This is a genomic window from Leclercia sp. LTM14 (assembly GCF_023736175.1).
Classification (GTDB): domain Bacteria; phylum Pseudomonadota; class Gammaproteobacteria; order Enterobacterales; family Enterobacteriaceae; genus Enterobacter; species Enterobacter barmai.
The window spans coordinates 225615-247900 of record NZ_JAIKTT010000004.1 but is presented as its reverse complement, the minus strand read 5'-3'; the positions used below and the strand labels follow the sequence as shown (position 1 = coordinate 247900).

The 22286-nt window shown below is 57.4% G+C and carries 23 protein-coding genes and 1 tRNA gene; 16 read left to right on the top strand and 8 right to left on the bottom strand.

The genetic code is table 11. The features are described 5' to 3' along the window. Positions 1-54: 54 nt before the first annotated feature. On the top strand, positions 55-1296 hold the full coding sequence (locus tag K5I40_RS11945; RefSeq protein ID WP_039031759.1) for a multifunctional CCA addition/repair protein: 1242 nt from the start codon (positions 55-57) through the stop codon (positions 1294-1296). A gap of 10 nt (positions 1297-1306) precedes the next feature. On the opposite strand, the gene bacA is transcribed toward K5I40_RS11945, so the two are convergent. Together bacA and folB are read right to left on the bottom strand one after the other, a co-directional pair. Continuing rightward, positions 1307-2125 carry an undecaprenyl-diphosphate phosphatase gene (bacA, locus tag K5I40_RS11940; protein ID WP_039031758.1) on the bottom strand — a complete coding sequence of 273 codons (819 nt, stop codon included), beginning with the start codon at positions 2123-2125 and terminating at the stop codon, positions 1307-1309. Between the two features lie 90 nt (positions 2126-2215). Then, a complete protein-coding gene (gene folB, locus K5I40_RS11935) occupies positions 2216-2599 on the bottom strand; it encodes a bifunctional dihydroneopterin aldolase/7,8-dihydroneopterin epimerase (protein ID WP_223074601.1) in 384 nt (127 codons plus the stop codon). 107 nt (positions 2600-2706) lie between these two features. On the opposite strand from folB, the gene plsY reads away from it, so the two are divergent. The 9 genes from plsY (at position 2707) to ureG (ending at position 9019) form a co-directional block, all read left to right on the top strand. Next, on the top strand, positions 2707-3321 hold the full coding sequence (gene plsY, locus K5I40_RS11930; RefSeq protein WP_039031756.1) for a glycerol-3-phosphate 1-O-acyltransferase PlsY: 615 nt from the start codon (positions 2707-2709) through the stop codon (positions 3319-3321). Between the two features lie 213 nt (positions 3322-3534). Further along, positions 3535-4362, top strand: coding sequence for an urease accessory protein UreD (locus K5I40_RS11925; RefSeq protein WP_223074600.1), 828 nt, complete (start codon positions 3535-3537; stop codon positions 4360-4362). A gap of 10 nt (positions 4363-4372) precedes the next feature. Then, the gene (locus K5I40_RS11920; protein WP_039031754.1) at positions 4373-4675 is read left to right on the top strand and encodes an urease subunit gamma; all 303 of its coding nucleotides are present in this window, start codon (positions 4373-4375) and stop codon (positions 4673-4675) included. 9 nt (positions 4676-4684) lie between these two features. After that, entirely contained in the window at positions 4685-4999 is a 315-nt protein-coding gene (locus tag K5I40_RS11915; protein ID WP_039031753.1) for an urease subunit beta, read from the top strand. Then, positions 4992-6695 (top strand): urease subunit alpha, encoded by a 1704-nt coding sequence (gene ureC, locus K5I40_RS11910; protein WP_223074599.1) that lies wholly within the window; start codon positions 4992-4994, stop codon positions 6693-6695. The genes K5I40_RS11915 and ureC overlap by 8 nt, the downstream gene beginning before the upstream one ends. A gap of 9 nt (positions 6696-6704) precedes the next feature. Beyond that, entirely contained in the window at positions 6705-7169 is a 465-nt protein-coding gene (ureE, locus tag K5I40_RS11905; protein WP_223074598.1) for an urease accessory protein UreE, read from the top strand. Between the two features lie 9 nt (positions 7170-7178). Then, positions 7179-7718, top strand: a complete 540-nt coding sequence (locus K5I40_RS11900) for a HupE/UreJ family protein (RefSeq protein WP_138370248.1) — start codon at positions 7179-7181, stop codon at positions 7716-7718. Further along, positions 7718-8392 (top strand): urease accessory protein UreF, encoded by a 675-nt coding sequence (locus K5I40_RS11895; protein WP_223074597.1) that lies wholly within the window; start codon positions 7718-7720, stop codon positions 8390-8392. Before K5I40_RS11900 ends, K5I40_RS11895 begins: the two co-directional genes overlap by 1 nt. Positions 8393-8401: 9 nt before the next feature. Further along, the gene (gene ureG / locus K5I40_RS11890) at positions 8402-9019 is read left to right on the top strand and encodes an urease accessory protein UreG (protein ID WP_039031748.1); all 618 of its coding nucleotides are present in this window, start codon (positions 8402-8404) and stop codon (positions 9017-9019) included. Between the two features lie 47 nt (positions 9020-9066). Here ureG and K5I40_RS11885 read toward each other — a convergent pair whose 3' ends face one another. Then, the gene (locus K5I40_RS11885) at positions 9067-11049 is read right to left on the bottom strand and encodes a S8 family serine peptidase (protein ID WP_223074596.1); all 1983 of its coding nucleotides are present in this window, start codon (positions 11047-11049) and stop codon (positions 9067-9069) included. A gap of 332 nt (positions 11050-11381) precedes the next feature. On the opposite strand from K5I40_RS11885, the gene K5I40_RS11880 reads away from it, so the two are divergent. After that, on the top strand, positions 11382-12047 hold the full coding sequence (locus K5I40_RS11880; RefSeq protein ID WP_223074595.1) for a response regulator transcription factor: 666 nt from the start codon (positions 11382-11384) through the stop codon (positions 12045-12047). Between the two features lie 19 nt (positions 12048-12066). Here K5I40_RS11880 and tsaD read toward each other — a convergent pair whose 3' ends face one another. Continuing rightward, positions 12067-13080: a tRNA (adenosine(37)-N6)-threonylcarbamoyltransferase complex transferase subunit TsaD gene (gene tsaD / locus K5I40_RS11875; RefSeq protein WP_039031745.1), complete on the bottom strand. Its 1014-nt coding sequence runs from the start codon at positions 13078-13080 to the stop codon at positions 12067-12069. 236 nt (positions 13081-13316) lie between these two features. Between tsaD and rpsU the strand changes: the two genes are divergently transcribed. From rpsU to rpoD, 3 genes are all read left to right on the top strand, one after another. Continuing rightward, a complete protein-coding gene (gene rpsU, locus K5I40_RS11870) occupies positions 13317-13532 on the top strand; it encodes a 30S ribosomal protein S21 (protein WP_001144069.1) in 216 nt (71 codons plus the stop codon). A 116-nt stretch (positions 13533-13648) separates the two neighbouring features. Further along, complete coding sequence (dnaG, locus tag K5I40_RS11865) at positions 13649-15394, top strand: DNA primase (RefSeq protein ID WP_138370252.1); 1746 nt, start codon at positions 13649-13651, stop codon at positions 15392-15394. A gap of 14 nt (positions 15395-15408) precedes the next feature. Then, positions 15409-17391, top strand: coding sequence for an RNA polymerase sigma factor RpoD (gene rpoD / locus K5I40_RS11860; protein WP_072036725.1), 1983 nt, complete (start codon positions 15409-15411; stop codon positions 17389-17391). Positions 17392-17480: 89 nt separating this feature from the next. Here rpoD and mug read toward each other — a convergent pair whose 3' ends face one another. Beyond that, the gene (mug, locus tag K5I40_RS11855) at positions 17481-17987 is read right to left on the bottom strand and encodes a G/U mismatch-specific DNA glycosylase (RefSeq protein WP_223074594.1); all 507 of its coding nucleotides are present in this window, start codon (positions 17985-17987) and stop codon (positions 17481-17483) included. A gap of 125 nt (positions 17988-18112) precedes the next feature. Between mug and K5I40_RS11850 the strand changes: the two genes are divergently transcribed. Further along, positions 18113-18188 (top strand) — tRNA-Ile (locus K5I40_RS11850). Between the two features lie 60 nt (positions 18189-18248). Here K5I40_RS11850 and K5I40_RS11845 read toward each other — a convergent pair. The 3 genes from K5I40_RS11845 to K5I40_RS11835 all read right to left on the bottom strand — a co-directional run bounded on the left by K5I40_RS11845 (position 18249) and on the right by K5I40_RS11835 (position 21288). Beyond that, complete coding sequence (locus tag K5I40_RS11845) at positions 18249-19631, bottom strand: APC family permease (RefSeq protein ID WP_223074593.1); 1383 nt, start codon at positions 19629-19631, stop codon at positions 18249-18251. Next, positions 19621-19797, bottom strand: coding sequence for a hypothetical protein (locus tag K5I40_RS11840; RefSeq protein WP_176556487.1), 177 nt, complete (start codon positions 19795-19797; stop codon positions 19621-19623). The genes K5I40_RS11845 and K5I40_RS11840 overlap by 11 nt, the downstream gene beginning before the upstream one ends. 72 nt (positions 19798-19869) lie before the next feature. Beyond that, positions 19870-21288, bottom strand: coding sequence for a glutamine synthetase family protein (locus K5I40_RS11835; RefSeq protein WP_223074592.1), 1419 nt, complete (start codon positions 21286-21288; stop codon positions 19870-19872). Between the two features lie 224 nt (positions 21289-21512). Here K5I40_RS11835 and puuD point away from each other — a divergent pair, with 224 nt between their 5' ends. Further along, positions 21513-22265: a gamma-glutamyl-gamma-aminobutyrate hydrolase gene (gene puuD / locus K5I40_RS11830; RefSeq protein ID WP_197057144.1), complete on the top strand. Its 753-nt coding sequence runs from the start codon at positions 21513-21515 to the stop codon at positions 22263-22265. The last annotated feature ends 21 nt before the right edge of the window (positions 22266-22286 follow it).

Sequence of the window (22286 nt, the reverse complement as noted above, 5' to 3'; positions counted from 1 at the left end):
TCTCTGCCACACTTACGTATTATTTTGCCAAATTTTGATACGGGAGAGTGTGGCGTGAAGATTTATCTGGTCGGTGGTGCGGTTCGTGATGCGTTGTTAGGTCTGCCGGTCAAAGATAAAGACTGGGTGGTGGTGGGAGCCACCCCTCAGGAGATGCTCGATGCGGGCTACCAGCAGGTAGGCCGCGATTTTCCTGTCTTTCTGCACCCCCAAAGCCGCCAGGAGTATGCTCTGGCGCGTACCGAGCGCAAATCCGGCGTCGGCTACACCGGTTTCACCTGCCATGCCGACCCGGACGTCACCCTCGAAGACGATTTACAGCGCCGCGACCTGACCATCAACGCCCTCGCGCAGGATGAAGACGGCCATATTATTGATGCCTACGGCGGTCAGACGGATCTGCAAAACCGCATTCTGCGCCATGTTTCCCCCGCTTTTTCCGAAGATCCGCTCCGCGTACTGCGCGTGGCGCGTTTTGCTGCCCGCTATGCCCATCTGAGCTTCCGCATCGCCGATGAAACCCTGGCGCTGATGACCGCGATGACCGAAGCAGGCGAGCTGGAACACCTTACCCCCGAACGCGTGTGGAAAGAGACCGAGAATGCGCTGACCACGCGCAATCCGCAGGTTTTCTTTCAGGTGCTGCGCGACTGCGGGGCGCTGAAGGTGCTGTTCCCGGAACTGGACGCGCTGTTTGGCGTACCGGCCCCGGCGAAGTGGCACCCCGAGATCGATACCGGTATCCATACCCTGATGACCCTGAGCATGGCGGCGATGCTCAGCCCGGAGGTGGATGTCCGCTTTGCCACCCTCTGCCACGACCTCGGCAAGGGATTAACCCCGCCGGAGTTATGGCCGCGCCACCACGGACACGGCCCGGCGGGCGTGCGTCTGGTGGAAAAGGTCTGCCAGCGGATGCGGGTGCCTAATGAGATCCGCGATCTGGCGAAGCTGGTCGCCGAGTTCCATGACCTGATCCACACCTTCCCGATCCTCAAACCGGCCACCATCGTTAAGCTGTTCGACAGCATTGACGCCTGGCGCAAGCCGCAGCGCGTGGAGCAGATCGCCTTAACCAGCGAAGCCGACGTGCGCGGGCGCACCGGGTTTGAAGCCTGCGATTATCCGCAGGGGCGGTTGCTGCGCGAAGCCTGGATCGTTGCGAAAGCCGTGCCGACGAAAGCGGTGGTCGAGGCCGGATTTAAAGGCCCGGAGATTCGGGAAGAGTTAACCAAACGGCGGATTAAGGCGGTAGCGGACTGGAAGGAAAAGCGTTGCCCCCAGCCTGAAGGCTGAGGGCGGGCAATCAGAAGAAGACCACGTAAACCGCGGCCGCCACGATAAAGCGATAGATGGCGAACGGGATAAACGAGATGCGCTTGATCAGCTGCAGGAAGGTTTTGATGGCGATCAGCGCCACAATAAAGGCGGTGATAAAGCCCACCGCAAACATCGGGATGTCGCCGGCGGTCAGGAAGTGGTAGCTCTTGTAGAGGTCGAGCGCGGTGGCGCCCATCATCATCGGCACCGCCAGCAGGAAGGAGAACTCAGAGGCCGCATAGCGGCTCACGCCCATCAGCATCCCGCCTGAAATCGTCGCCCCGGAGCGGGAGAAGCCCGGCCACAGCGCCAGACACTGGAAGCAGCCAATCATAAACGCCTGACGGTAGGTCATATCATCCAGACCCGGTGCGCGCGGCTCTTTCGGCTTCAGCAGCTCGGCGGCAATCAGCAGAACACCGCCGACCACCAGGGCATACATCACGTTAATCGGGTTAAACAGCGACTTGATGGTGTCGTGGAGCACCAGCCCCAGCACCACCGCCGGGATCATGCCGAGCAGAATGTGCAGCAGCGTCAGACGCCCTTTGCCGGAACCTTCATGCGGCGGATGACCAAAATGAATGCCAATCAGGCCGAACAGGCGACGCCAGAACATCACCACCACCGCCAGAATGGATCCTAACTGGATCACCACTTCAAAGGTTTTCGCCGTTTCGCCCTCGAACCCCAGCAGGTGACCGACAATGATCATGTGACCTGTACTGGAAACCGGCAAAAACTCTGTCAATCCTTCGACCACACCCAGTATTGCTGCCACCAGCAGGGAGTGCATATCGCTCATCAATAAACCCCTAAAAAGACAGAAAAAACGGGTTACCGCGAGGGTAACCGTAAAAGGAACAGCTGTAAGACTGATTTAACAGGAATTGGTTTAACGTTTATACCGTTTAATATTTCCTTTCAGATTTTGGCTACGCTCAATAATGACGCCGACGTTGGCGGCCCGCGCCACTGCGCCAGGCTTGCTGAGTTTGATGCGCACCCATGGGGAATTGAAGCGGCTCAGCAGCAGCTCCGCCACCTCTTCCGCCACGCGCTCCACCAGCGCAAAACGCTGGCCTTCTACGTGGCTGATGACCGCTTCACTCACGTCGGCATAGCTCAGACAGTCGTTCACATCATCGCTTTTTGCCGCGGCGACGTTATCCCAGCCCATTTCGATATCGAACACCAGTTTCTGTTCGATGGTCTGTTCCCAGTCATACACCCCGATAGTGGTGATTACCGAAAGTTGCTCTATAAATACTATATCCATCACGACCTGCCTGGTTTTTGGCTAAACCGGATACCACTCCCGGCGAATTATGCGTATTATCCACAGATGCTAAGTACAAAACGACATTTTCAAAACGGAACAGCGTTATGAGTGCAATCGCGCCTGGAATGATCCTCCTCGCCTACCTTTGCGGCTCAATTTCCAGCGCCATTCTGGTCTGCCGTATTGCCGGGTTACCCGACCCACGCGTAAGCGGTTCCGGGAATCCGGGGGCGACCAATGTACTACGAATTGGCGGCAAAGGAGCAGCCGTAGCGGTTTTGATTTTTGACGTTCTGAAAGGAATGCTTCCCGTCTGGGGCGCGTATGCGCTGGGCGTCACGCCGTTCTGGCTGGGGCTGATTGCGATTGCCGCCTGTCTGGGCCACATCTGGCCGGTATTCTTTGGTTTTAAAGGCGGAAAAGGCGTCGCCACTGCCTTCGGTGCCATTGCACCTATCGGCTGGGATCTGACCGGCGTGATGGCCGGCACCTGGCTGCTCAGCGTGTTGCTTAGCGGTTACTCTTCTCTTGGCGCCATCGTCAGCGCGCTGATTGCCCCGTTTTATGTCTGGTGGTTTAAGCCGCAGTTTACCTTTCCGGTGTCGATGCTCTCTTGTCTGATCCTGTTGCGTCATCATGACAATATTCAGCGGTTGTGGCGTCGCCAGGAGACGAAGATCTGGAGCAAGTTGAAGCGGAAGAAGAAAGAGCCGCAGTAGGGTTTTAGCGGCAACGGTGTTGAGCGACGGAGAAGCCGGGTGGCGGCTGCGCCTTACCCGGCCTACAAAATCCACAACATGCACTATCCGTAGGCCCGGCAAGCGCAGCGCCGCCGGGCATTGCGGCACCCCATCCATAAGCGACTCATATGACAGCCTTCATTTCCGCCAGGGCATACTAAAAAAACCCGACGGCGAGCAGATGGATGAAGCATGTCAGCAACTCAGGCGCATGAAAAAACAGCGAAAGGCTGGCAGGCATCCCTTGCGCTGCACTTTTCCCACACGCCTGAAAAAACCCTCCTTCACTCTGCCCGCCACGTCGGGCCGCTCACCGTGCAACGCCCGTTCTATCCCGAAGGCGAAACCTGCCATCTCTATCTGCTGCATCCCCCTGGCGGGATTGTCGGCGGGGACGAACTGGCGATCGGGATCCACCTTGAGGCCAGAAGCCATGCCCTGATCACCATGCCCGGCGCCAGCAAGTTCTATCGCAGCACGGGCGCGCTGGCGCGGCTGGATCAGCACTTCACCCTGGACGAGCAGGCAACCCTCGAGTGGCTGCCGCAGGACACGATTTTCTTCCCCGGCTGCAACGCCGCCCTGCGCTCGGTGTTTCATCTCCAGCGCAGCAGCACGCTGCTGGCCTGGGAACTGTTTTGCCTGGGCCGCCCGGTGATCAACGAAGCCTTTAGCCACGGTCGTATTGAGAGCCGCCTCGAAGTCTGGCTTGAGGGCGAGCCGCTGTTAATCGAACGCCAGCATCTGGCCGACGGCGATCTGACGCCGGTGGCGGAACATCCGTGGATCGGCACGCTGCTGTTTTATCCCGCCAGCGACGCGCAGCTGGAAGATGTCCGCGCGCTGCTGGCCCCGCTGCAACAGGTTGCCGGAGCCACCCTCACCGACGGCCTGCTGTCGGTGCGCTTTCTTGCCCATGACAACCTGATTTGCCAGCAGGCGATGCGTGAGATCTGGCAGCACCTGCGTCCGCAACTTACCGCCAGAGCTCCCTGCTCGCCCCGCATCTGGCACACCTGAGAGAAGCACGATGGAACTGACCCCCAGAGAAAAAGACAAGCTGTTGCTGTTTACCGCCGCGCTGGTGGCGGAGCGTCGCCTCGCCCGCGGCGTGAAGCTCAATTACCCGGAATCGGTGGCCCTGATCAGCGCCTTCATTATGGAAGGGGCGCGCGACGGGCAGACGGTTGCGGAACTGATGGAAGCGGGCCGCCATGTCCTGACCCGCGCGCAGGTGATGGAGGGCGTGCCGGAGATGATCCCGGACATTCAGGTGGAGGCCACCTTCCCGGACGGCTCCAAGCTCGTCACCGTCCACAACCCGATCCTCTGAGGGGGCAGCATGATCCCAGGTGAATATCAGATACAACCCGGCCAGATTGTTATTAATGCGGATCGCAAAACCCAGACGGTGATCGTCGAGAACCACGGCGACCGCCCGATCCAGGTGGGATCCCACTACCACTTTTATGAGGTGAACCCGGCGCTGAAGTTCGATCGTGAGGCGACCCGAGGCTACCGGCTGAACATTGCCGCAGGCACCGCCGTGCGCTTTGAGCCGGGCCAGAAGCGTGCCGTCACGCTGGTCGAGGTCTCTGGCGCGCAGCGTATTGTCGGCTTTCGCGGCGAGGTGATGGGCGAGGTTAACCATGGCTGAAATTTCGCGTCAGGCGTATGCCGACATGTTTGGTCCCACCACCGGAGATAAGGTTCGTCTGGCCGACACCGAACTGTGGATCGAGGTGGAAAACGATCTGACGATCTACGGCGAAGAGGTGAAGTTCGGCGGCGGAAAAGTGATCCGCGACGGCATGGGCCAGGGGCAGATGCTGGCGCAGGAGTGCGTGGATCTGGTGCTGACCAACGCCCTGATCGTCGATCACTGGGGGATCGTTAAAGCCGATATCGGCGTGAAAGACGGCAGGATCTTCGCCATTGGCAAAGCGGGCAACCCGGACATTCAGCCCGGCGTGACGATCCCGATTGGCGCGGCCACGGAAGTGATTGCCGCCGAAGGGAAGATCGTCACCGCAGGCGGGGTCGATACCCACATCCACTGGATCTGCCCGCAGCAGGCGGAGGAGGCACTGGTCTCCGGCGTCACCACCATGATCGGCGGCGGCACCGGCCCTGCCGCAGGCACCAACGCCACCACCTGCACGCCGGGCCCCTGGTATATCGCACGCATGCTGCAGGCCATTGATACCCTGCCGGTGAACGTCGGCCTGCTGGGTAAAGGCAACGCCTCAAACCCGGATGCCCTGCGCGAACAGGTTGCAGCCGGGGCGATTGGCCTTAAAATCCACGAGGACTGGGGCTCAACGCCTGCCGCCATTGACTGTTCCCTGACCGTCGCAGACGAGATGGATATTCAGGTGGCGCTGCACAGCGACACCCTCAACGAGGGCGGATTCGTGGAAGACACCCTGGCGGCCATCGCCGGGCGCACTATCCACACTTTCCACACCGAAGGGGCGGGAGGCGGCCACGCGCCGGATATTATTACCGCCTGCGCGCACCCGAATATTCTGCCCTCCTCCACCAACCCGACGCTCCCCTACACCGTCAACACCATCGACGAACATCTGGACATGCTGATGGTCTGCCACCATCTCGACCCGGACATCGCCGAGGACGTGGCCTTTGCCGAATCGCGCATTCGCCGGGAGACTATCGCGGCAGAAGACGTGCTGCACGATATCGGCGCATTCTCGCTCACCTCGTCAGACTCGCAGGCGATGGGCCGGGTGGGAGAAGTGATTATCCGCACCTGGCAGGTGGCGCACCGCATGAAGGTCCAGCGCGGCCCGCTGGCGGAGGAAACCGGCGATAACGATAACCTGCGCGTGAAGCGCTATATCGCCAAGTACACCATCAACCCGGCGCTGACCCACGGTATCGCCCATGAAGTCGGATCGGTTGAGGCCGGAAAACTGGCGGACCTGGTGGTCTGGTCCCCGGCCTTCTTCGGCGTGAAGCCCGCCACCATCGTCAAAGGCGGGATGATCGCCTGCGCGCCGATGGGCGACATTAACGCCTCGATCCCGACGCCGCAGCCGGTGCACTACCGGCCGATGTTTGGCGCGCTGGGTGCCGCCCGTCACGCCACCCGCCTGACGTTTCTCTCCCGGGCCGCCGCCGATAACGGCATTGCGCAGCAGCTGAACCTGCAGAGCGCCATCGCCGTGGTTAAAGGCTGCCGGACGGTGAAAAAGGCCGACATGATCCACAACGGCCTGCAGCCGAATATTACCGTGGATGCGCAAACCTACGAGGTGCGCATTGACGGGGAACTGATTACAAGCGAACCGGCAGAAATCCTGCCGATGGCGCAACGCTATTTCCTGTTCTGAGGAGCCTTTATGATCACCTTAACCCAACGCCTCGATCATCCCCATCCCGTGACCGCGCAGGTGACGCTGCCCATTGATGTGCGGGTAAAAAGCCGCGCCCGCGTGGTGCTTAACGATGGCCGCGACGCCGGTCTGATGCTGCCGCGTGGTCTGCTGCTGCGGGGCGGCGACCTGCTTGCCAGTGACGATGGTCATGAAGTGGTGGAAGTCATCGCCGCACCGGAGCCGCTGTCGGTGGTGCACTGCGCCGATCCGTTCCTGCTGGCCCGCGCCTGCTATCACCTGGGCAACCGCCACGTCCCGCTGCAGATCATGCCCGGCGAGCTGCGCTATCACCACGATCACGTGCTCGACGAAATGCTGCACCTGCTGGGTCTGGACGTGGCCTTCGCCACCCTGCCCTTTGAGCCGGAAGCGGGCGCTTATGCCAGCGAAGGGCACTCACATTCGCACTCACACGCTCATTCACATTAAGGACTCACCATGCGCAAGTTGTTACCCCTGCTTCTGCTGGCCTTCTCTCTGCCCGCGCTGGCCCATCCGGGACACGGCACCGACAGTTTTCAGGCGGGCTTTTTCCATCCCCTGACCGGGCTTGATCATCTCCTGATGTTGACCGGTGCGGGCGTGCTCGCTGCCCTGAGCGGCCGCAGGCTGCTGATGCCCTTTGCCACCCTCGGCATGATGCTGACCGGTGCCGTTGCGGGCAGCCTGTTGGGCGGCTTTAGCGGCATGGAGATGCTGATCATCGCCTCGCTGGCGGTGTGTGGCGCCATGATGTTCAGAACCGAAAACCGCCTGCTGCTGGCCGTGCCTCTGCTTGCCATGTTCCACGGCTGGGCGCACGGCGTGGAGATGGCGGGCCACAGCTTCTGGTTGTTCACCAGCGGCTTTATGCTCGCCAGCGCCGCGGTGCTGTGCGCAAGTTTTGCCGCGGGCATGCTGCTGCGTCGTCACGACGGGCTGCGTAAAATCTTCGGCGGCGGGCTTATTGCCTCTGCCCTGCTGGCGCTGATGAGCTGATGGAGTCGTCCCGCCAGTGGCTGCGCCTGATGCAGCTCTCCAGCAGCAGCCTGCCGGTGGGCTCTTTTACCTGGTCCCAGGGGCTGGAGTGGGCGGTGGAAGCGGGCTGGGTCACGACGGCCGACGCCTTTAAGCGCTGGCAGTGCCAGCAGATGGATCAGGGCTTTTTCTGCGTCGATCTGCCGCTGTTTTACCGTCTGTACCACGCCTGCGAGCTGCACGATATCGCTGCCGCCTCGCACTGGACGGCGTACCTGCTCGCCTGCCGGGAGACCCGGGAGCTGCGCGAAGAAGAGCGCAACCGCGGGGCGGCGTTCACCCGGCTGATAAAGCACTGGGAGCCGGACTGCCCGCCCGAATGGCTGTCGCTCTTTGCCCGCAGCCAGCTGTGCGGGATGGCGTGGCTCGGCGTTCGCTGGGGTATCGGCATGCGCGAGATGGCGCTGAGCCTCGGCTACAGCTGGATCGAGAGCGCGGTGATGGCGGGCGTGAAGCTGGTGCCGTTTGGGCAGCAGGCCGCCCAGCAACTGATTATCGAGCTCTGCGATCGCTATGCCGACGGGCTGGAGCAGGCGCTGCTGCGCAGCGATGACGAGCTGGGCGCGGCCACCCCGCTCGCCGCCATCGCCTCGGCGCGACACGAAACACAATATTCACGGTTATTCCGTTCCTGAGGAGTCTCTATGTCTGAGTACAAACACCCCCTGCGCGTGGGCGTCGGCGGCCCGGTGGGTTCGGGTAAAACTGCCCTGCTGGAAGCGCTGTGTAAAGCGATGCGCGACACCTGGCACCTGGCGGTGGTCACCAACGATATCTACACCAAAGAGGATCAGCGCATCCTCACCGAAGCGGGGGCGCTTGAGCCGGAACGCATCGTGGGGGTGGAGACCGGCGGCTGTCCGCATACCGCGATCCGCGAAGATGCCTCGATGAACCTGGCGGCGGTGGAAGCGTTAAGCGAGAAGTTCGGCAATCTGGATCTGATCTTTGTGGAGAGCGGCGGCGACAACCTCAGCGCCACCTTCAGCCCGGAGCTGGCAGATCTGACGATCTACGTGATCGACGTGGCGGAAGGGGAGAAGATCCCGCGCAAAGGCGGGCCGGGGATCACCAAATCCGATTTTCTGGTGATCAACAAAACGGATCTCGCCCCCTACGTCGGTGCCTCGCTGGAGGTGATGGAGCGCGACACCAACCGCATGCGCGGCGACCGCCCGTGGACCTTTACCAACCTGAAGGCGGGTGACGGGCTGGCGACCATCATTAGCTTCCTGGAAGAGAAAGGAATGCTGAAGGTGTAATAAAAAAGCCTGGCATTACGCCAGGCTGCTTCCGTTATTAACAGCTGTTATTTACAGCTGTTTCCTGATGCGCCCTGCTCGCGCCATGCGCCCCAGGTACCGCCCTTGCCCGGCTCTTCCTGGCCCGGGTTCACGTACCACTGGTTAAACCAGATTTTGCCGTTATGCGACACTTTGGTGCATTTTTTCGGATAGGCGATTTTCGGATTATAGGCCGCCACATCGCTGGCGGGCGCCGCCGGTTTGCTCACCTTGATGGTCATGCTGTCCTGGGCGGTACGCCCGTCTTCACCGGTGGTGGTGAGGGTGTAGGTGACCTCGCCTTCCGTATTAGCCGGGATGACCGCATAAGCGTGAGCATTGTTCACGCTGCTGACCAGGCTGCCGTTCAGCTTCTCCTGCAGCCAGAACGTACCGGAACCTTTGGTCACGCTCCAGGTAAAGGACTTCGCGTTCAGGCTCTGGCTGCCGTCCAGCGGATAAGTGCTTACGCCGGTGGTGGGGGAAACCATGGTGTGATCGGCACCTGCCGCTGCGGTTGGTGCTGGCAGGACTTTATCGCCGTCCTTCAGCGCCAGAATGCGGGCTACGGCACGTTCCATATCAGGCTGGGTACCAATTTTTGACGAATTATCCCCTGCCAGCGGCGTGCCAGTTTCCTGCAGGATCTGGCGCATCTGTACCGGCGTCACGGTAATGCCGTGCGCCTGGGCAATACCAGAAAGACTTGCCACTACGCCTGCAATAATAGGGTTAGCGGAAGAGGTGCCGGAGAAGGTAGCGGTGTATTCCGCATTGGTGCTTTTGTACAGATCGCCGCCGCCCGTGGTCGCGACGTCCCAGCATCCCCAGGATGAACTGGTGACGCGGGAGCCGTAGGTGGTGAAGTAGGCTTTCTTACCGTCTTTGGCGCAGAATGCCCCGGCAATGATGGCCCCGGAATCGCGCGTATTCACATCAAATTTGCCGTTGAATGCCGGATGGTCAAGGTTAACGCTGCCGTTGCCTGCCGCTTCGATCACGTACACGCCTTTGTCGGTCAGCGCCTTGATGATGTCGTAATAGCTCTGAACGTTTTCCTGCGGGACATAGCAGGCATTAGTGTTACAGCCCGTGATTTCGCCACCGCCGGTCTGCATCCCCATCTGCACCACGTCGCCCGCTTTCAGCAGGGGGATCATGTTGTAGAGGTTGTTATATTGCCATGCGGAGAAACCTACCCGGCTTTTCCAGCTCAGACCGCGCACGCCTGCGCCGATGTCTTTCGCCGCCATGATGCCGACGGACGCAGTATCGTGGTCGTCACCGACACGATAGCGGCTGTCGCCCTTGGTCAGGGCCGGGGTTGGCAGGTTAATATGGCTGGTATTCCAGATATAGTTCTCCATGGAAATAATCGTCACACCGTCGCCAGCATTACCCGCATATTGGTTCACGCTGTCGCGGTTAACGCCCCCCATATAATAACCCTGGCGTTTATCAGTTGGCGATTTTGCATAATCCTGCAGCTGACGAAAATCGGGTACAGCGGCATCACCGACGTTATTTTGCAATGAGGATGTCAGTAACGGCTGCGTTTGCCCTTCATCTTTATTGTATTTATCAAGCGAGACCGGCAGCGTTTCGGGATAAACAAGTTCGATATTCTGGTTTTGCTCCAGTTCAGCGATCACGCTATTAATATAGGCTTTATCGGTGCTTTTGTTTTCCGGCAACTCGATACGCAGATAACGATCGAAGCCATATCGTGCATTAAGCTCTGATAATTCATCAGACTGGCTGCTGCGTAAATTATTGGACCGGAACATGGTGGTAGGCACCAGCGTAGGGTCGCTAAGGGTTAATTTGCTCGCTGTCGTGGTGGCAGGCGTGCTGGTCGATTTCAGCAGTGGCTTGCTGGGCTTAAGCTTCACCACAATCGCTACATAGGATTCACCTGTCTGAGCCAGTTCAGCCTGCGGTGCCGTTTCGGCCCAGGCTGAAGAGGTGACTGCTGCGCAAATTAACAGTGAGAGAATACTTTTTTTCATTTTAGCCAACGTTCCTTTATGACATATAATTAATAACTTTCCTGATTTTCAGCATGAATGAAAAATACCCCATGGCCAATGAGAGCCTTCTTTTAAAAAATAAGAATACTCTCGCCATGAAATTTTCAGCCGCTAATAACAGCCTGCCAGAATATGTCAACGTGAGGCGAGGATAAAAATAACCAAATTCGTTGTGCGGAGTTTAAAAAAAGATAAAGCAAGTCCAGTTTACGCTATTAATGTTTTTACATCACCAGCAAGTTACTATTCTCTTCCTGTAAAATATCTGCCTGCTATATCCATTAATGTCGCGTGAATACATCAGGAATCCAATGACTATTAAAATTGCAATTGCGGATGAACATACCCTTATCCGCCGGGGACTTCACGCTATGATCATGAACCGCACCACGCACGGTGACGATACCGTCCCTGGGATCTTTTCCATCTCGGGTGAAGCGGCGGCGACGAGCGAGTTACTCACCCTGCTTGCCCGGCATCCAACAGATATTTTACTGCTGGGGTATACGCTCACCCGTTCACTAAATGATATGGAGGGGCTGACGCTGGTGAAATGGTTAGGGCATCACTATCCGACGCTTAAAATCATTATGCTTTCGCCCGACACCAACCCGCTGATCATCCGCCTGGCGCTGGAGGCGGGAGCCAGCGCCTATCTGAGCCAGCATATCAATGAGACCATCCTCCGCCAGGCGATTCAGTCGGTAATAAGCGGCGAAGTCTTTGTTGAGCACTCGCTGATGAACACGCTATTCCACAAAAGAGCGGCCAACGAAGCCCTTTCGCCGCGGGAGACGGAAGTGCTGCGTTTGATCTGCAAGGGGCTTAGCCTGACGGATATCTCACGGCGTCTGCATCTGAGCATCAAAACCGTGAGCGCACATAAAATGCGGGCAATGGAGAAGTTGGGGGTCAGTAACAGCTGCCAGCTTTACTGCCTGCTCGCTAAAACCCGGATGTTTGATATCGCTCTCTGACATCCGGGTAAGGCTGACATCAGGCGGCGGGTAACTCCGCCAGCGGCCAGCGCGGACGCACTGAGACACTAAGATCTGCCGTGGCGTTCGATTTCAGGCGCACCATTCCGGCATAAGCGATCATCGCCCCGTTATCGGTGCAAAATTCCGGGCGGGCATAGAACACTTCACCGCGGCGTTTTTGCATCATCTCTGCCAGTTTCGCGCGCAGCGTACGGTTGGCGCTCACGCCGCCCGCCATCACCAGGCGCTTAAAGCCGGTCTGATCCAGCGCGCGCTTGCACTTGATCATCAGCGTATCCACCACCGCATCTTCAAAGGCGCGGGCGATGTCGGCGCGAGTCTGATCGTCGCCTTCATTATTACGGATGGTATTTGCCGCGAAGGTTTTCAGCCCCGAGAAGCTGAAATCCAGCCCTGGCCGGTCGGTCATCGGACGCGGGAAGACAAAGCGCCCTTCCGTGCCCTGGGCCGCCATCTTCGACAGCATCGGGCCGCCCGGGTAATCGAGTCCCAGCAGTTTGGCGGTTTTGTCGAAGGCTTCACCCGCCGCATCGTCAATGGATTCGCCCAGCAGTTCATACTGACCAATACCGGTCACGCTAATCAGCTGGGTATGGCCGCCGGAAACCAGCAGCGCCACGAACGGAAATTCAGGCGGATTATCTTCCAGCATCGGCGCCAGCAGATGCCCTTCCATATGGTGAACCGCAATAGCCGGTACATCCCACGCGAACGCCAGCGAACGCCCGATGGTGGCGCCCACCAGCAGCGCGCCCACCAGACCCGGGCCGGCGGTATAGGCCACGGCGTCGATATCTTTCGCCGTAAAGCCTGCCTCTTTCAGCGCCGCCTGGATCAGGGGCACCGTTTTACGCACATGGTCGCGGGACGCCAGTTCCGGCACCACGCCGCCGTAGTCGGCATGTAATTTTACCTGACTATACAGTTGGTTGGCGACCAGCCCTTTTTCATCGTCGTAGATCGCGATGCCGGTTTCATCGCAGGATGTTTCAATACCCAGTACACGCATGACTTGTTTTACCTCACTCAGATACCGCGCAGTGTAGAGCCTGGGCGGGTTGATGTAAAACTTTCCTCACCCCTGGAGTTCTCTTCGTGTATACTCCTCACCCTTATAAAAGTCCCTTTCAAAAACGGCCGCGGTGCTTTACAAAGCAGCAGCAATTGCAGTAAAATTCCGCACCATTTTGAAATAAGCTGGCGTTGATGCCAGCGGCAAACCGAATTTATAAAGGTGAGAGTTACATGCCGGTAATTAAAGTACGTGAAAACGAGCCGTTCGACGTAGCACTGCGTCGCTTCAAACGTTCATGCGAGAAAGCAGGTGTTCTGGCTGAAGTTCGTCGTCGTGAGTTCTATGAAAAACCAACGACTGAACGTAAGCGCGCTAAAGCTTCTGCTGTGAAACGTCACGCGAAGAAACTGGCTCGCGAAAACGCACGCCGTACTCGTCTGTACTAATCTATTGAGGACGCACGTCCTCAATTGTCAGACAGAGTAGTAGTCGTAAGGCCGTGCTTCCGGAAGGAATGCGCGGCTTGTTTTCGTTTATGAGTCACTAAAAATTCATGGGGCCTATGGCTGGACGAATCCCACGCGTTTTCATTAATGATCTGCTGGCAAGAACCGACATCGTCGATCTCATCGACGCGCGGGTAAAGCTGAAAAAGCAGGGCAAGAACTATCACGCGTGCTGTCCATTCCATAACGAAAAAACCCCCTCTTTCACCGTGAACGGTGAAAAACAGTTCTACCACTGCTTCGGCTGTGGCGCGCACGGCAACGCCGTCGACTTTTTGATGAACTATGACAAGCTCGAGTTTGTTGAAACCGTCGAAGAGCTCGCTGCCATGCACAACCTTGAAGTGCCGTATGAAGCAGGCAGTGGGCCAAGTCAGATAGAGCGTCATCAGCGACAAACGCTGTATCAGCTGATGGACGGCCTGAATTCGTTTTACCAACAGTCTCTTAAGCAACCTGCTGCTGAGCCTGCGCGTCAGTATCTGAACAAGCGCGGACTGAGCGACGATGTTATTGCGCGTTTCGCTATTGGTTTCGCCCCTCCCGGCTGGGATAACGTGTTAAAGCGTTTTGGCGGCAATAGCGAAGATCGTAAATCCCTCATCGACGCGGGCATGCTGGTCACCAACGACCAGGGACGTAGCTATGACCGCTTCCGCGAGCGGGTGATGTTCCCCATTCGCGACAAGCGTGGCCGGGTAATTGGTTTTGGTGGCCGCGTGCTGGGTGATGCCCTGCCGAAATACCTCAACTCCCCGGAAACCGATATTTTCCATAAAGGCCGCCAGCTGTATGGCCTGTATGAAGCCCAGCAGAATAACGCTGAACCGCAGCGGCTGTTGGTGGTCGAAGGCTATATGGATGTGGTGGCACTGGCGCAGTTCGACATTAACTATGCCGTTGCGTCGCTGGGTACCTCCACCACCGCTGACCATATTCAGCTGCTGTTCCGGGTGACCAATACGGTCGTCTGCTGTTATGACGGCGACCGGGCCGGACGCGAAGCCGCCTGGCGAGCACTGGAAACTGCATTACCTTATATGACCGACGGGCGCCAGTTGCGCTTTATGTTCCTGCCCGACGGCGAAGACCCGGATACGCTGGTGCGTAAAGAGGGCAAAGCGGCATTTGAAGCGCGGATGGAGCAGGCTCAGCCGCTCTCCACGTTTCTGTTTAACAGCCTGATGCCGCAGGTGGATTTGAGCACCCCGGATGGCCGTGCGCAGCTCAGTACGCTGGCGCTGCCGTTAATCACTCAGGTGCCCGGCGAAACGTTACGCATCTACCTGCGCCAGGAGCTGGGTAAGAAACTCGGCATCCTTGATGACAGCCAGCTTGAACGTTTAATGCCAAAACAGGCTGAAAGCGGAGCGGTTCGCCCTGCCCCTCAGCTAAAACGCACAACCATGCGTATACTGATAGGACTATTGGTACAAAACCCCGAACTGGCCCCACGCGTGCCGTCTCTTGAGGGTTTGAACCATGAAAAGCTGCCCGGACTTGGCTTATTTGCAGAACTGGTCAACACTTGTTTGTCACAGCCAGGTCTGACCACCGGACAACTTTTAGAGCACTATCGCGGAACAAAAGCGTCCGCAACCCTTGAAAAACTGTCGATGTGGGACGATATAGCAGATAAAGAGATTGCTGAAGAGACCTTCACCGACTCGCTCAACCATATGTTTGATTCGATGCTTGAACTGCGCCAGGAAGAGTTGATTGCTCGCGAGCGCACACAGGGTTTAAGCAGCGAAGAACGCCGGGAGCTCTGGATGATTAACCAGGAACTGGCGAAGAAATAAATTTAACGGCTTAAGTGCCGAATATCGTTCGGGTAGATCCCGACAGCCGCACTGAGAGGCAGCGGCAAAAATACAAGTACGCCCTCGCTTTAAAGGTTGGCTGCAGCACCGCCGACACCAATCAAACGAATAAGTGTGGATACCGTCTTATGGAGCAAAACCCGCAGTCACAGCTGAAACTTCTTGTCCAACGTGGTAAGGAGCAAGGCTATCTGACCTATGCCGAGGTCAATGACCATCTGCCGGAAGATATCGTCGACTCCGATCAGATCGAAGACATCATCCAAATGATCAACGACATGGGTATTCAGGTGATGGAAGAAGCCCCTGATGCCGATGATCTGTTACTTGCTGAAAACTCAAACAACACCGACGAAGATGCAGAAGAAGCTGCTGCACAGGTTCTGTCGAGCGTTGAATCTGAAATCGGCCGCACCACCGACCCGGTTCGCATGTACATGCGCGAAATGGGTACCGTTGAACTGTTGACCCGCGAAGGCGAAATTGACATCGCAAAACGCATCGAAGACGGGATCAACCAGGTTCAGTGTTCCGTTGCCGAATACCCGGAAGCGATCACCTATCTGCTCGAGCAGTACGATCGTGTGGAAGCGGAAGAGGCTCGCCTGTCCGATCTGATCACCGGTTTTGTCGATCCGAACGCAGAAGAAGACATGGCCCCTACGGCGACGCACGTCGGTTCTGAACTGTCTCAGGAAGAGATGGATGATGACGAAGACGAAGAAGACGAAGATGGCGATGACGACAGCAGCGATGACGACAACAGCATCGACCCTGAACTGGCTCGCGAGAAGTTCGGTGAACTGCGCACGCAGTATGAAGTCACCCGCGACACCATCAAAGCTAAAGGCCGCAGCCACGCAGCCGCTCAGGAAGAGATCCTGAAGCTGTCTGAAGTGTTCAAGCAGTTCCGTCTGGTGCCAAAACAGTTCGATTACCTGGTTAACAGCATGCGCGTGATGATGGATCGCGTACGTACCCAGGAACGCATCATCATGAAAGTGTGCGTTGAACAGTGCAAAATGCCGAAGAAGAACTTCATCACCCTGTTCACCGGCAACGAAACCAGCGAAACCTGGTTCAACGCGGCTATCGCGATGAACAAGCCGTGGTCTGAAAAACTGCGCGACGTGGCTGACGACGTACATCGTGGCCTGCAGAAGCTGCAGCAGATTGAAGAAGAGACCGGCCTGACCATCGAGCAGGTTAAAGACATCAATCGTCGTATGTCCATCGGTGAAGCGAAAGCCCGCCGTGCGAAGAAAGAGATGGTTGAAGCGAACTTGCGTCTGGTTATCTCCATCGCCAAGAAGTACACCAACCGCGGTCTGCAGTTCCTGGATCTGATTCAGGAAGGCAACATCGGTCTGATGAAAGCGGTTGATAAGTTCGAATACCGTCGTGGCTACAAGTTCTCCACCTACGCAACCTGGTGGATCCGTCAGGCTATCACCCGCTCTATCGCGGATCAGGCGCGCACCATCCGTATTCCGGTGCATATGATTGAGACCATCAACAAGCTCAACCGTATTTCTCGCCAGATGCTGCAGGAGATGGGTCGCGAGCCGACGCCGGAAGAGCTGGCCGAGCGCATGCTGATGCCGGAAGACAAGATCCGTAAGGTGCTGAAAATCGCTAAAGAGCCAATCTCCATGGAAACGCCAATCGGCGACGATGAAGATTCGCATCTGGGTGATTTCATCGAGGATACCACCCTCGAGCTGCCGCTGGACTCTGCCACCACCGAGAGCCTGCGTGCCGCCACCCACGACGTTCTGGCTGGCCTGACCGCCCGTGAAGCTAAAGTCCTGCGTATGCGTTTCGGTATCGATATGAACACCGACCACACGCTGGAAGAAGTGGGTAAACAGTTCGACGTTACCCGCGAACGTATCCGTCAGATCGAAGCGAAGGCGCTGCGTAAACTGCGCCACCCAAGCCGCTCTGAAGTGCTGCGTAGCTTCCTGGACGACTAATCCAGGTAAACAGCAAAAAGCTCCCAGCCGGGAGCTTTTTTTTTGTTTGTTCCCTCTCCCCTATGGGGAGAGGGCCAGGGTGAGGGGACTTAAAGCCCCCGCGTCACCAGCGCCTGGTCCAGCTCCCGGTACGCCTCCACCAGCTTCTCCAGCGTCGCCCGGTTAAGCCCGCTCGGATTCGGCAGCACCCACACCTGTGTCACGCCGATAGTGATCTTCTGCTTCCCCCACTGCACCCCACGCTGGCTGAACGCCTGCTCGTACGCCTGCTTGCCGAGGATCGCCAGCGCCGCGGGCTGATAGTCCTCAATCTTCTTAATTAACTCCCGTCCGCCGCTGCGCAGTTCATGCAGGTCCACCTCGCTCGCCTGCACTGTCGGCCGCTCCACCAGCATGGTGATACCGCAACGGGTATCCAGCAGCTGCTGCTCCTCTTCCGGCTTGAGTAACTTATCGGTAAAGCCAGCCTGGTAGATCACCTTCCAGAAGCGATTACCGGGGTGCGCAAAGTGAAAACCGGTGTGGGCAGAGGACTTGCCCAGATTGATGCCGCAGAACACAACCCGCAGGCCAGGCGCAAGGATATCGCTGATCATTTTTACTCCCGATGAATAGATCACTTTGAAAGTATAAAAGATTGAAAATGCGTTGTTTATAAAAACAGCAGGCAGGTGCGTATGGCTGGATTGCCGCGAGGAGTTACTTTATAATCCTCCGCCACGGCCCCTTAGCTCAGTGGTTAGAGCAGGCGACTCATAATCGCTTGGTCGCTGGTTCAAGTCCAGCAGGGGCCACCAAATATCAAGGGCTTAGATAAGCAATTATCTAAGCCCTTTTTTATGGGTTCAGGTAAGCCATCACCCCTGCTCAACGTTCCTCGCCTCATACTGCGGCGGCGGTTTACGGAAACGCTGAGTCAGATACGCCAGATACAGCATGCCCAGCGCAGCCCATATCAGCCCCAGCGTCAGGGACGTTGCTTCAAGGTTGACCCACAGCACCCCTACCGTCACCGCACCAATCAACGGTAGCAGTAGATAATGGAAGCGATCTTTCCAGGTTTTGTTATAGCCCTTACGCCGCCAGAAGTGGTTGTAAACCGACAGGTTAACGAAGGTAAAGGCCACCAGCGCGCCAAAGTTAATCAGCGCCGTGGCGGTCACCAGATCAAAGAACAGAGCCGACAGCGCCACAATGCCCACCATGATCACGTTCAGCGCCGGGGTACGCCATTTGGGATGGATATAACCAAACACACGCTCCGGGAAAACGTTGTCACGTCCCATCACGTACAGCAGGCGCGATACGCTGGCGTGTGATGCCAGCCCGGAGGCCAGGGTATTAACGAAAGTCGTGCACAGGAAGATTGACTGGAACAGCTTGCCGCCCACGTAGAGGGCAATCTCCGGCAGCGCAGCATCAGGATCTTTAAAGCGGCTGATGTCCGGGAAAAAGAGCTGCATTGCGAAAGAGGCGACGATAAAAATTAGCCCGCCGTACAGTGCCGTCAGAAATATCGCTTTCGGGATCACCCGTGCGGCATCCGGCGTCTCTTCGGAAAGCGTAGTTACGGCGTCGAAACCCAGGAACGAGAAGCAGACGATGGTCGCCCCGGTGATGATCGGGATCAGATGCGCATTCTCGCTGATAAAAGGCCTGAGCGACCAGACGGTCCCGACTCCTTCCCCTTTGTGCAGCCCCTGAACCACCAGCACCACAAACACCACCATGATGGAGACCTGCACCAGCACAAACAGGGTATTAAAGTTCGCCACCAGGCTGACGCTCTTCAGATTCGCGGCGGTCAGAATGGCGACAAAAGAGACCACCCAGATCCACGGCGGAACTTCGGGAAACATCGCTGAGAGGTAAATTTTGGCCAACAGCACGTTAATCATCGGCAGGAAGAGATAATCCAGCAGCGATGACCATCCCACCATAAAGCCAACGTGGGGGCTGATCGATTTTTGCGCATAGGTATAGGCGGAGCCCGCCTCCGGGAACTGGCGCACCAGCTTACCGTAGCTGATGGCCGTAAACAGCACCCCCGCCAGCGCCAGCAGATAAGAGGCCGGAACATGACCGTTGCTGATGCCGGACACAATGCCGAAGGTATCAAACACGGTCATCGGCGTCAGATAGGCCAATCCCATCATGACCACCTGCCACAGCTTGAGCGATTTACGCAGCCGGGGCTTACTCGCTTCTGAGGCGATATTTAATGAGGTGTTAATAGCCATAGAGGTTCACCCCCATGCTGGCGGGGATCTGTCGGCGCGTCGTCCTGACAACAAACCTGCTTAGCAAGGGGGTAAAGCATAAATAGAAGGAGACAGCGTACCGGCGGGCGGCGCGTTCGCACTCATGGCCCCCCTCTCCCTGCGGATAGACAGATATCTGCATCATCTCAATTCCTCATCACACAATGTGTCGTTAACAGAACCCCGCAGCGCCATATGCAGACCGCGGGGCGCTTTTTCAGGCGTTTTTAAGCATCCACTCGATTTCGGTTTCGGTGATCAGCCGTTCGAATTGCAGCAGTTCGTCGTTCTTACAGGCGTGGTACACATGGCAGAAACGTTCTCCCAGGCGCTCGCGCAGGGTGTCGTTTTGCATAAACTCCCACAGGGCATCGCTCTGGCGGATCGGGAATGGCAGGCCTTCCTGCTCCAGCCCGTTGCCTTCCACCTCTTCATGCAGCGGCAGCGTATTGTCGAGCCCGTGTAAAATACCGGCGAAAATCGCCGCCATAACCAGATAAGGGTTGGCGTCCGCGCCTGCCACCCGGTATTCGACGCGGTGGTTATGGCGATCGCCGCAGGGAATACGCAGCGCCACGGTGCGGTTGTTATGGCCCCATGAAGCCTGGGTCGGCACATACATGCCCGGCTGGAAGCGACGGTAAGAGTTAACGTTCGGGGCCAGCAGCGCCATGGACGCCGGCATCAGGTCGATCATTCCCGCCAGCACCCGCTTCAGCAGGGCAGAATCTTCCCCATCCTCATCCGCCAGGATATTTTCCCCTTTGCTGTTCTGCATGCTGATGTGGATATGCATCCCGCTGCCCGCATGCTCCTCATAGGGTTTGGCCATAAAGGTGGCGTGCATCTTATGCTTCTCGGCCATCAGACGCACCAGGCGTTTCAAGGCCAGCGCATCGTCGCAGGCGTCCAGCACATTATCGGTATGGTGGAGGTTGATTTCGAACTGGCCAGGCGAGGCCTCCGCCACCGCCCCGTCCGCCGGGATGAGCTGGAGCTGCGCCAGTTCATCAATGTCGTTCAGCACGTCGGCAAAGTGGTTAAGATTATCAACGGAGTAAACCTGGCTCTGGGTGTTGCGATCGTCAGTGCCCGGTGCGCACGGCGGTTGCAGATAGCCTTCAGCATCGCGTTGACGATCGAGTAAATAGAACTCCAGCTCTACCGCTACCACCGGGAACACGCCGCGCTCGCGAAGCTGCAGCCAGAGGCGGTTCAGCACGTTCCGGGGCTCAACGTCAAAGGGAGCGCCATCTTCATCAACCATGGTCAGTAACACCTGACCGATATACTCCGGGTCAGCCGCGGAGGGCGTTAAGGTCCCCAGTACAGGAACGCAGGTGCAGTCCGGTTCACCCATATCCTGCCCAAGCCCGGCCTCTTCAACCACATTCCCCAGAATATCCATGGCAAACACCGACGCCGGGAAGTAGCACCCTTTTTCCAGCTTGTTCAGTCCGGCGACGGGAATACGTTTACCCCGGAAGCAGCCATTCAGATCGGTCAGCAGCACATCGACATACTGCGTGTTTGGATAACGCTCCAGATAGCGCCTCACCTCATGGCTAAAGGCGCTAACCCATCGCTCTTCCGACTTCTGCACAAAATTCTCTACTTCCAGGATACTGGTTTCCATCATTCACCGCCGTTGTGTTGAGTTTGGACTCTGACTTTCACTGTTAAATATAATGTCCATGACCCAACTTAGTATGCAAATAAATTGTTTGTCAAATGTTAAATTAAGTTTGCAAAGGGCAGATCTCACTGCTAGATTGAGAAAATATTGAACGAAATGGCCGCTTTTACGGCTAGCGCGGTCATAATTTAGTCCACTTTGTGAAGGCGATCATGGAAAATATAATGTACAAACCCGTCATCGGCGTGGTGATGTGTCGAAACAGGCTGAAGGGTCACGAGACCCAGACCCTGCAAGAAAAGTATCTGAATGCCATTATTCATGCAGGCGGACTGCCCATCGCCCTGCCGCATGCCCTGGCGGAACCCGAGCTGCTTGAAGCTCTGCTCCCTACTCTGGACGGCATCTATCTGCCGGGCAGTCCAAGCAACGTACAGCCGCACCTTTATGGTGAAAACGGCGATGAGCCTTACGCCGATCCCGGGCGAGATCTTCTGAGCATGGCGCTGATTGGCGCGGCGCTGGAAAGGCGCATCCCCATTTTCGCCATCTGCCGTGGGTTGCAGGAATTGGTTGTCGCCACGGGTGGGACTCTGTATCGTCGTCTCTTCGAGCAGGCCGACCTGCTTGAACACCGCGAGGATCCTGAGCTGCCGGTGGAATTGCAGTACGCCCCGTCTCATGAAGTTCAGGTCAATGAGGGGGGATTGATTTCTCAGCTGATACCGGGCTGCAACACGTTTTGGGTAAACTCTCTTCATGGACAAGGAGCCAAAACCCTGAGCGATCGCCTGCGCGTAGAGGCCAGTTCTCCGGACGGGCTGGTAGAGGCGATTAGCGTACATCAGCATCCGTTCGCCCTGGGTGTGCAATGGCATCCCGAATGGAACAGCAGCGAATATGCCCTGTCTCGCCTGCTGTTCGAAGGATTTATCACCGCCTGTCAGCGCTACGCCGCCGAAAAGCAGCGGCTCTGACCACTACCGTTAAGGAAATGC

Bases quoted from the DNA above. Each gene is read 5' to 3' on its own strand.
- mug (WP_223074594.1), bottom strand. From the start codon at position 17,987: ATGATCAGCGATATCCTTGCGCCTGGCCTGCGGGTTGTGTTCTGCGGC.
- K5I40_RS11835 (WP_223074592.1), bottom strand. From the start codon at position 21,288: ATGGAAACCAGTATCCTGGAAGTAGAGAATTTTGTGCAGAAGTCGGAA.
- folB (WP_223074601.1), bottom strand. From the start codon at position 2,599: ATGGATATAGTATTTATAGAGCAACTTTCGGTAATCACCACTATCGGG.
- ureG (WP_039031748.1), top strand. From the start codon at position 8,402: ATGTCTGAGTACAAACACCCCCTGCGCGTGGGCGTCGGCGGCCCGGTG.
- bacA (WP_039031758.1), bottom strand. From the start codon at position 2,125: ATGAGCGATATGCACTCCCTGCTGGTGGCAGCAATACTGGGTGTGGTC.
- ureC (WP_223074599.1), top strand. From the start codon at position 4,992: ATGGCTGAAATTTCGCGTCAGGCGTATGCCGACATGTTTGGTCCCACC.
- K5I40_RS11915 (WP_039031753.1), top strand. From the start codon at position 4,685: ATGATCCCAGGTGAATATCAGATACAACCCGGCCAGATTGTTATTAAT.
- K5I40_RS11885 (WP_223074596.1), bottom strand. From the start codon at position 11,049: ATGAAAAAAAGTATTCTCTCACTGTTAATTTGCGCAGCAGTCACCTCT.
- tsaD (WP_039031745.1), bottom strand. From the start codon at position 13,080: ATGCGTGTACTGGGTATTGAAACATCCTGCGATGAAACCGGCATCGCG.
- K5I40_RS11925 (WP_223074600.1), top strand. From the start codon at position 3,535: ATGTCAGCAACTCAGGCGCATGAAAAAACAGCGAAAGGCTGGCAGGCA.
- K5I40_RS11920 (WP_039031754.1), top strand. From the start codon at position 4,373: ATGGAACTGACCCCCAGAGAAAAAGACAAGCTGTTGCTGTTTACCGCC.
- dnaG (WP_138370252.1), top strand. From the start codon at position 13,649: ATGGCTGGACGAATCCCACGCGTTTTCATTAATGATCTGCTGGCAAGA.
- ureE (WP_223074598.1), top strand. From the start codon at position 6,705: ATGATCACCTTAACCCAACGCCTCGATCATCCCCATCCCGTGACCGCG.
- K5I40_RS11840 (WP_176556487.1), bottom strand. From the start codon at position 19,797: ATGATGCAGATATCTGTCTATCCGCAGGGAGAGGGGGGCCATGAGTGC.
- puuD (WP_197057144.1), top strand. From the start codon at position 21,513: ATGTACAAACCCGTCATCGGCGTGGTGATGTGTCGAAACAGGCTGAAG.
- plsY (WP_039031756.1), top strand. From the start codon at position 2,707: ATGAGTGCAATCGCGCCTGGAATGATCCTCCTCGCCTACCTTTGCGGC.
- rpsU (WP_001144069.1), top strand. From the start codon at position 13,317: ATGCCGGTAATTAAAGTACGTGAAAACGAGCCGTTCGACGTAGCACTG.
- K5I40_RS11895 (WP_223074597.1), top strand. From the start codon at position 7,718: ATGGAGTCGTCCCGCCAGTGGCTGCGCCTGATGCAGCTCTCCAGCAGC.
- K5I40_RS11900 (WP_138370248.1), top strand. From the start codon at position 7,179: ATGCGCAAGTTGTTACCCCTGCTTCTGCTGGCCTTCTCTCTGCCCGCG.
- K5I40_RS11880 (WP_223074595.1), top strand. From the start codon at position 11,382: ATGACTATTAAAATTGCAATTGCGGATGAACATACCCTTATCCGCCGG.
- K5I40_RS11845 (WP_223074593.1), bottom strand. From the start codon at position 19,631: ATGGCTATTAACACCTCATTAAATATCGCCTCAGAAGCGAGTAAGCCC.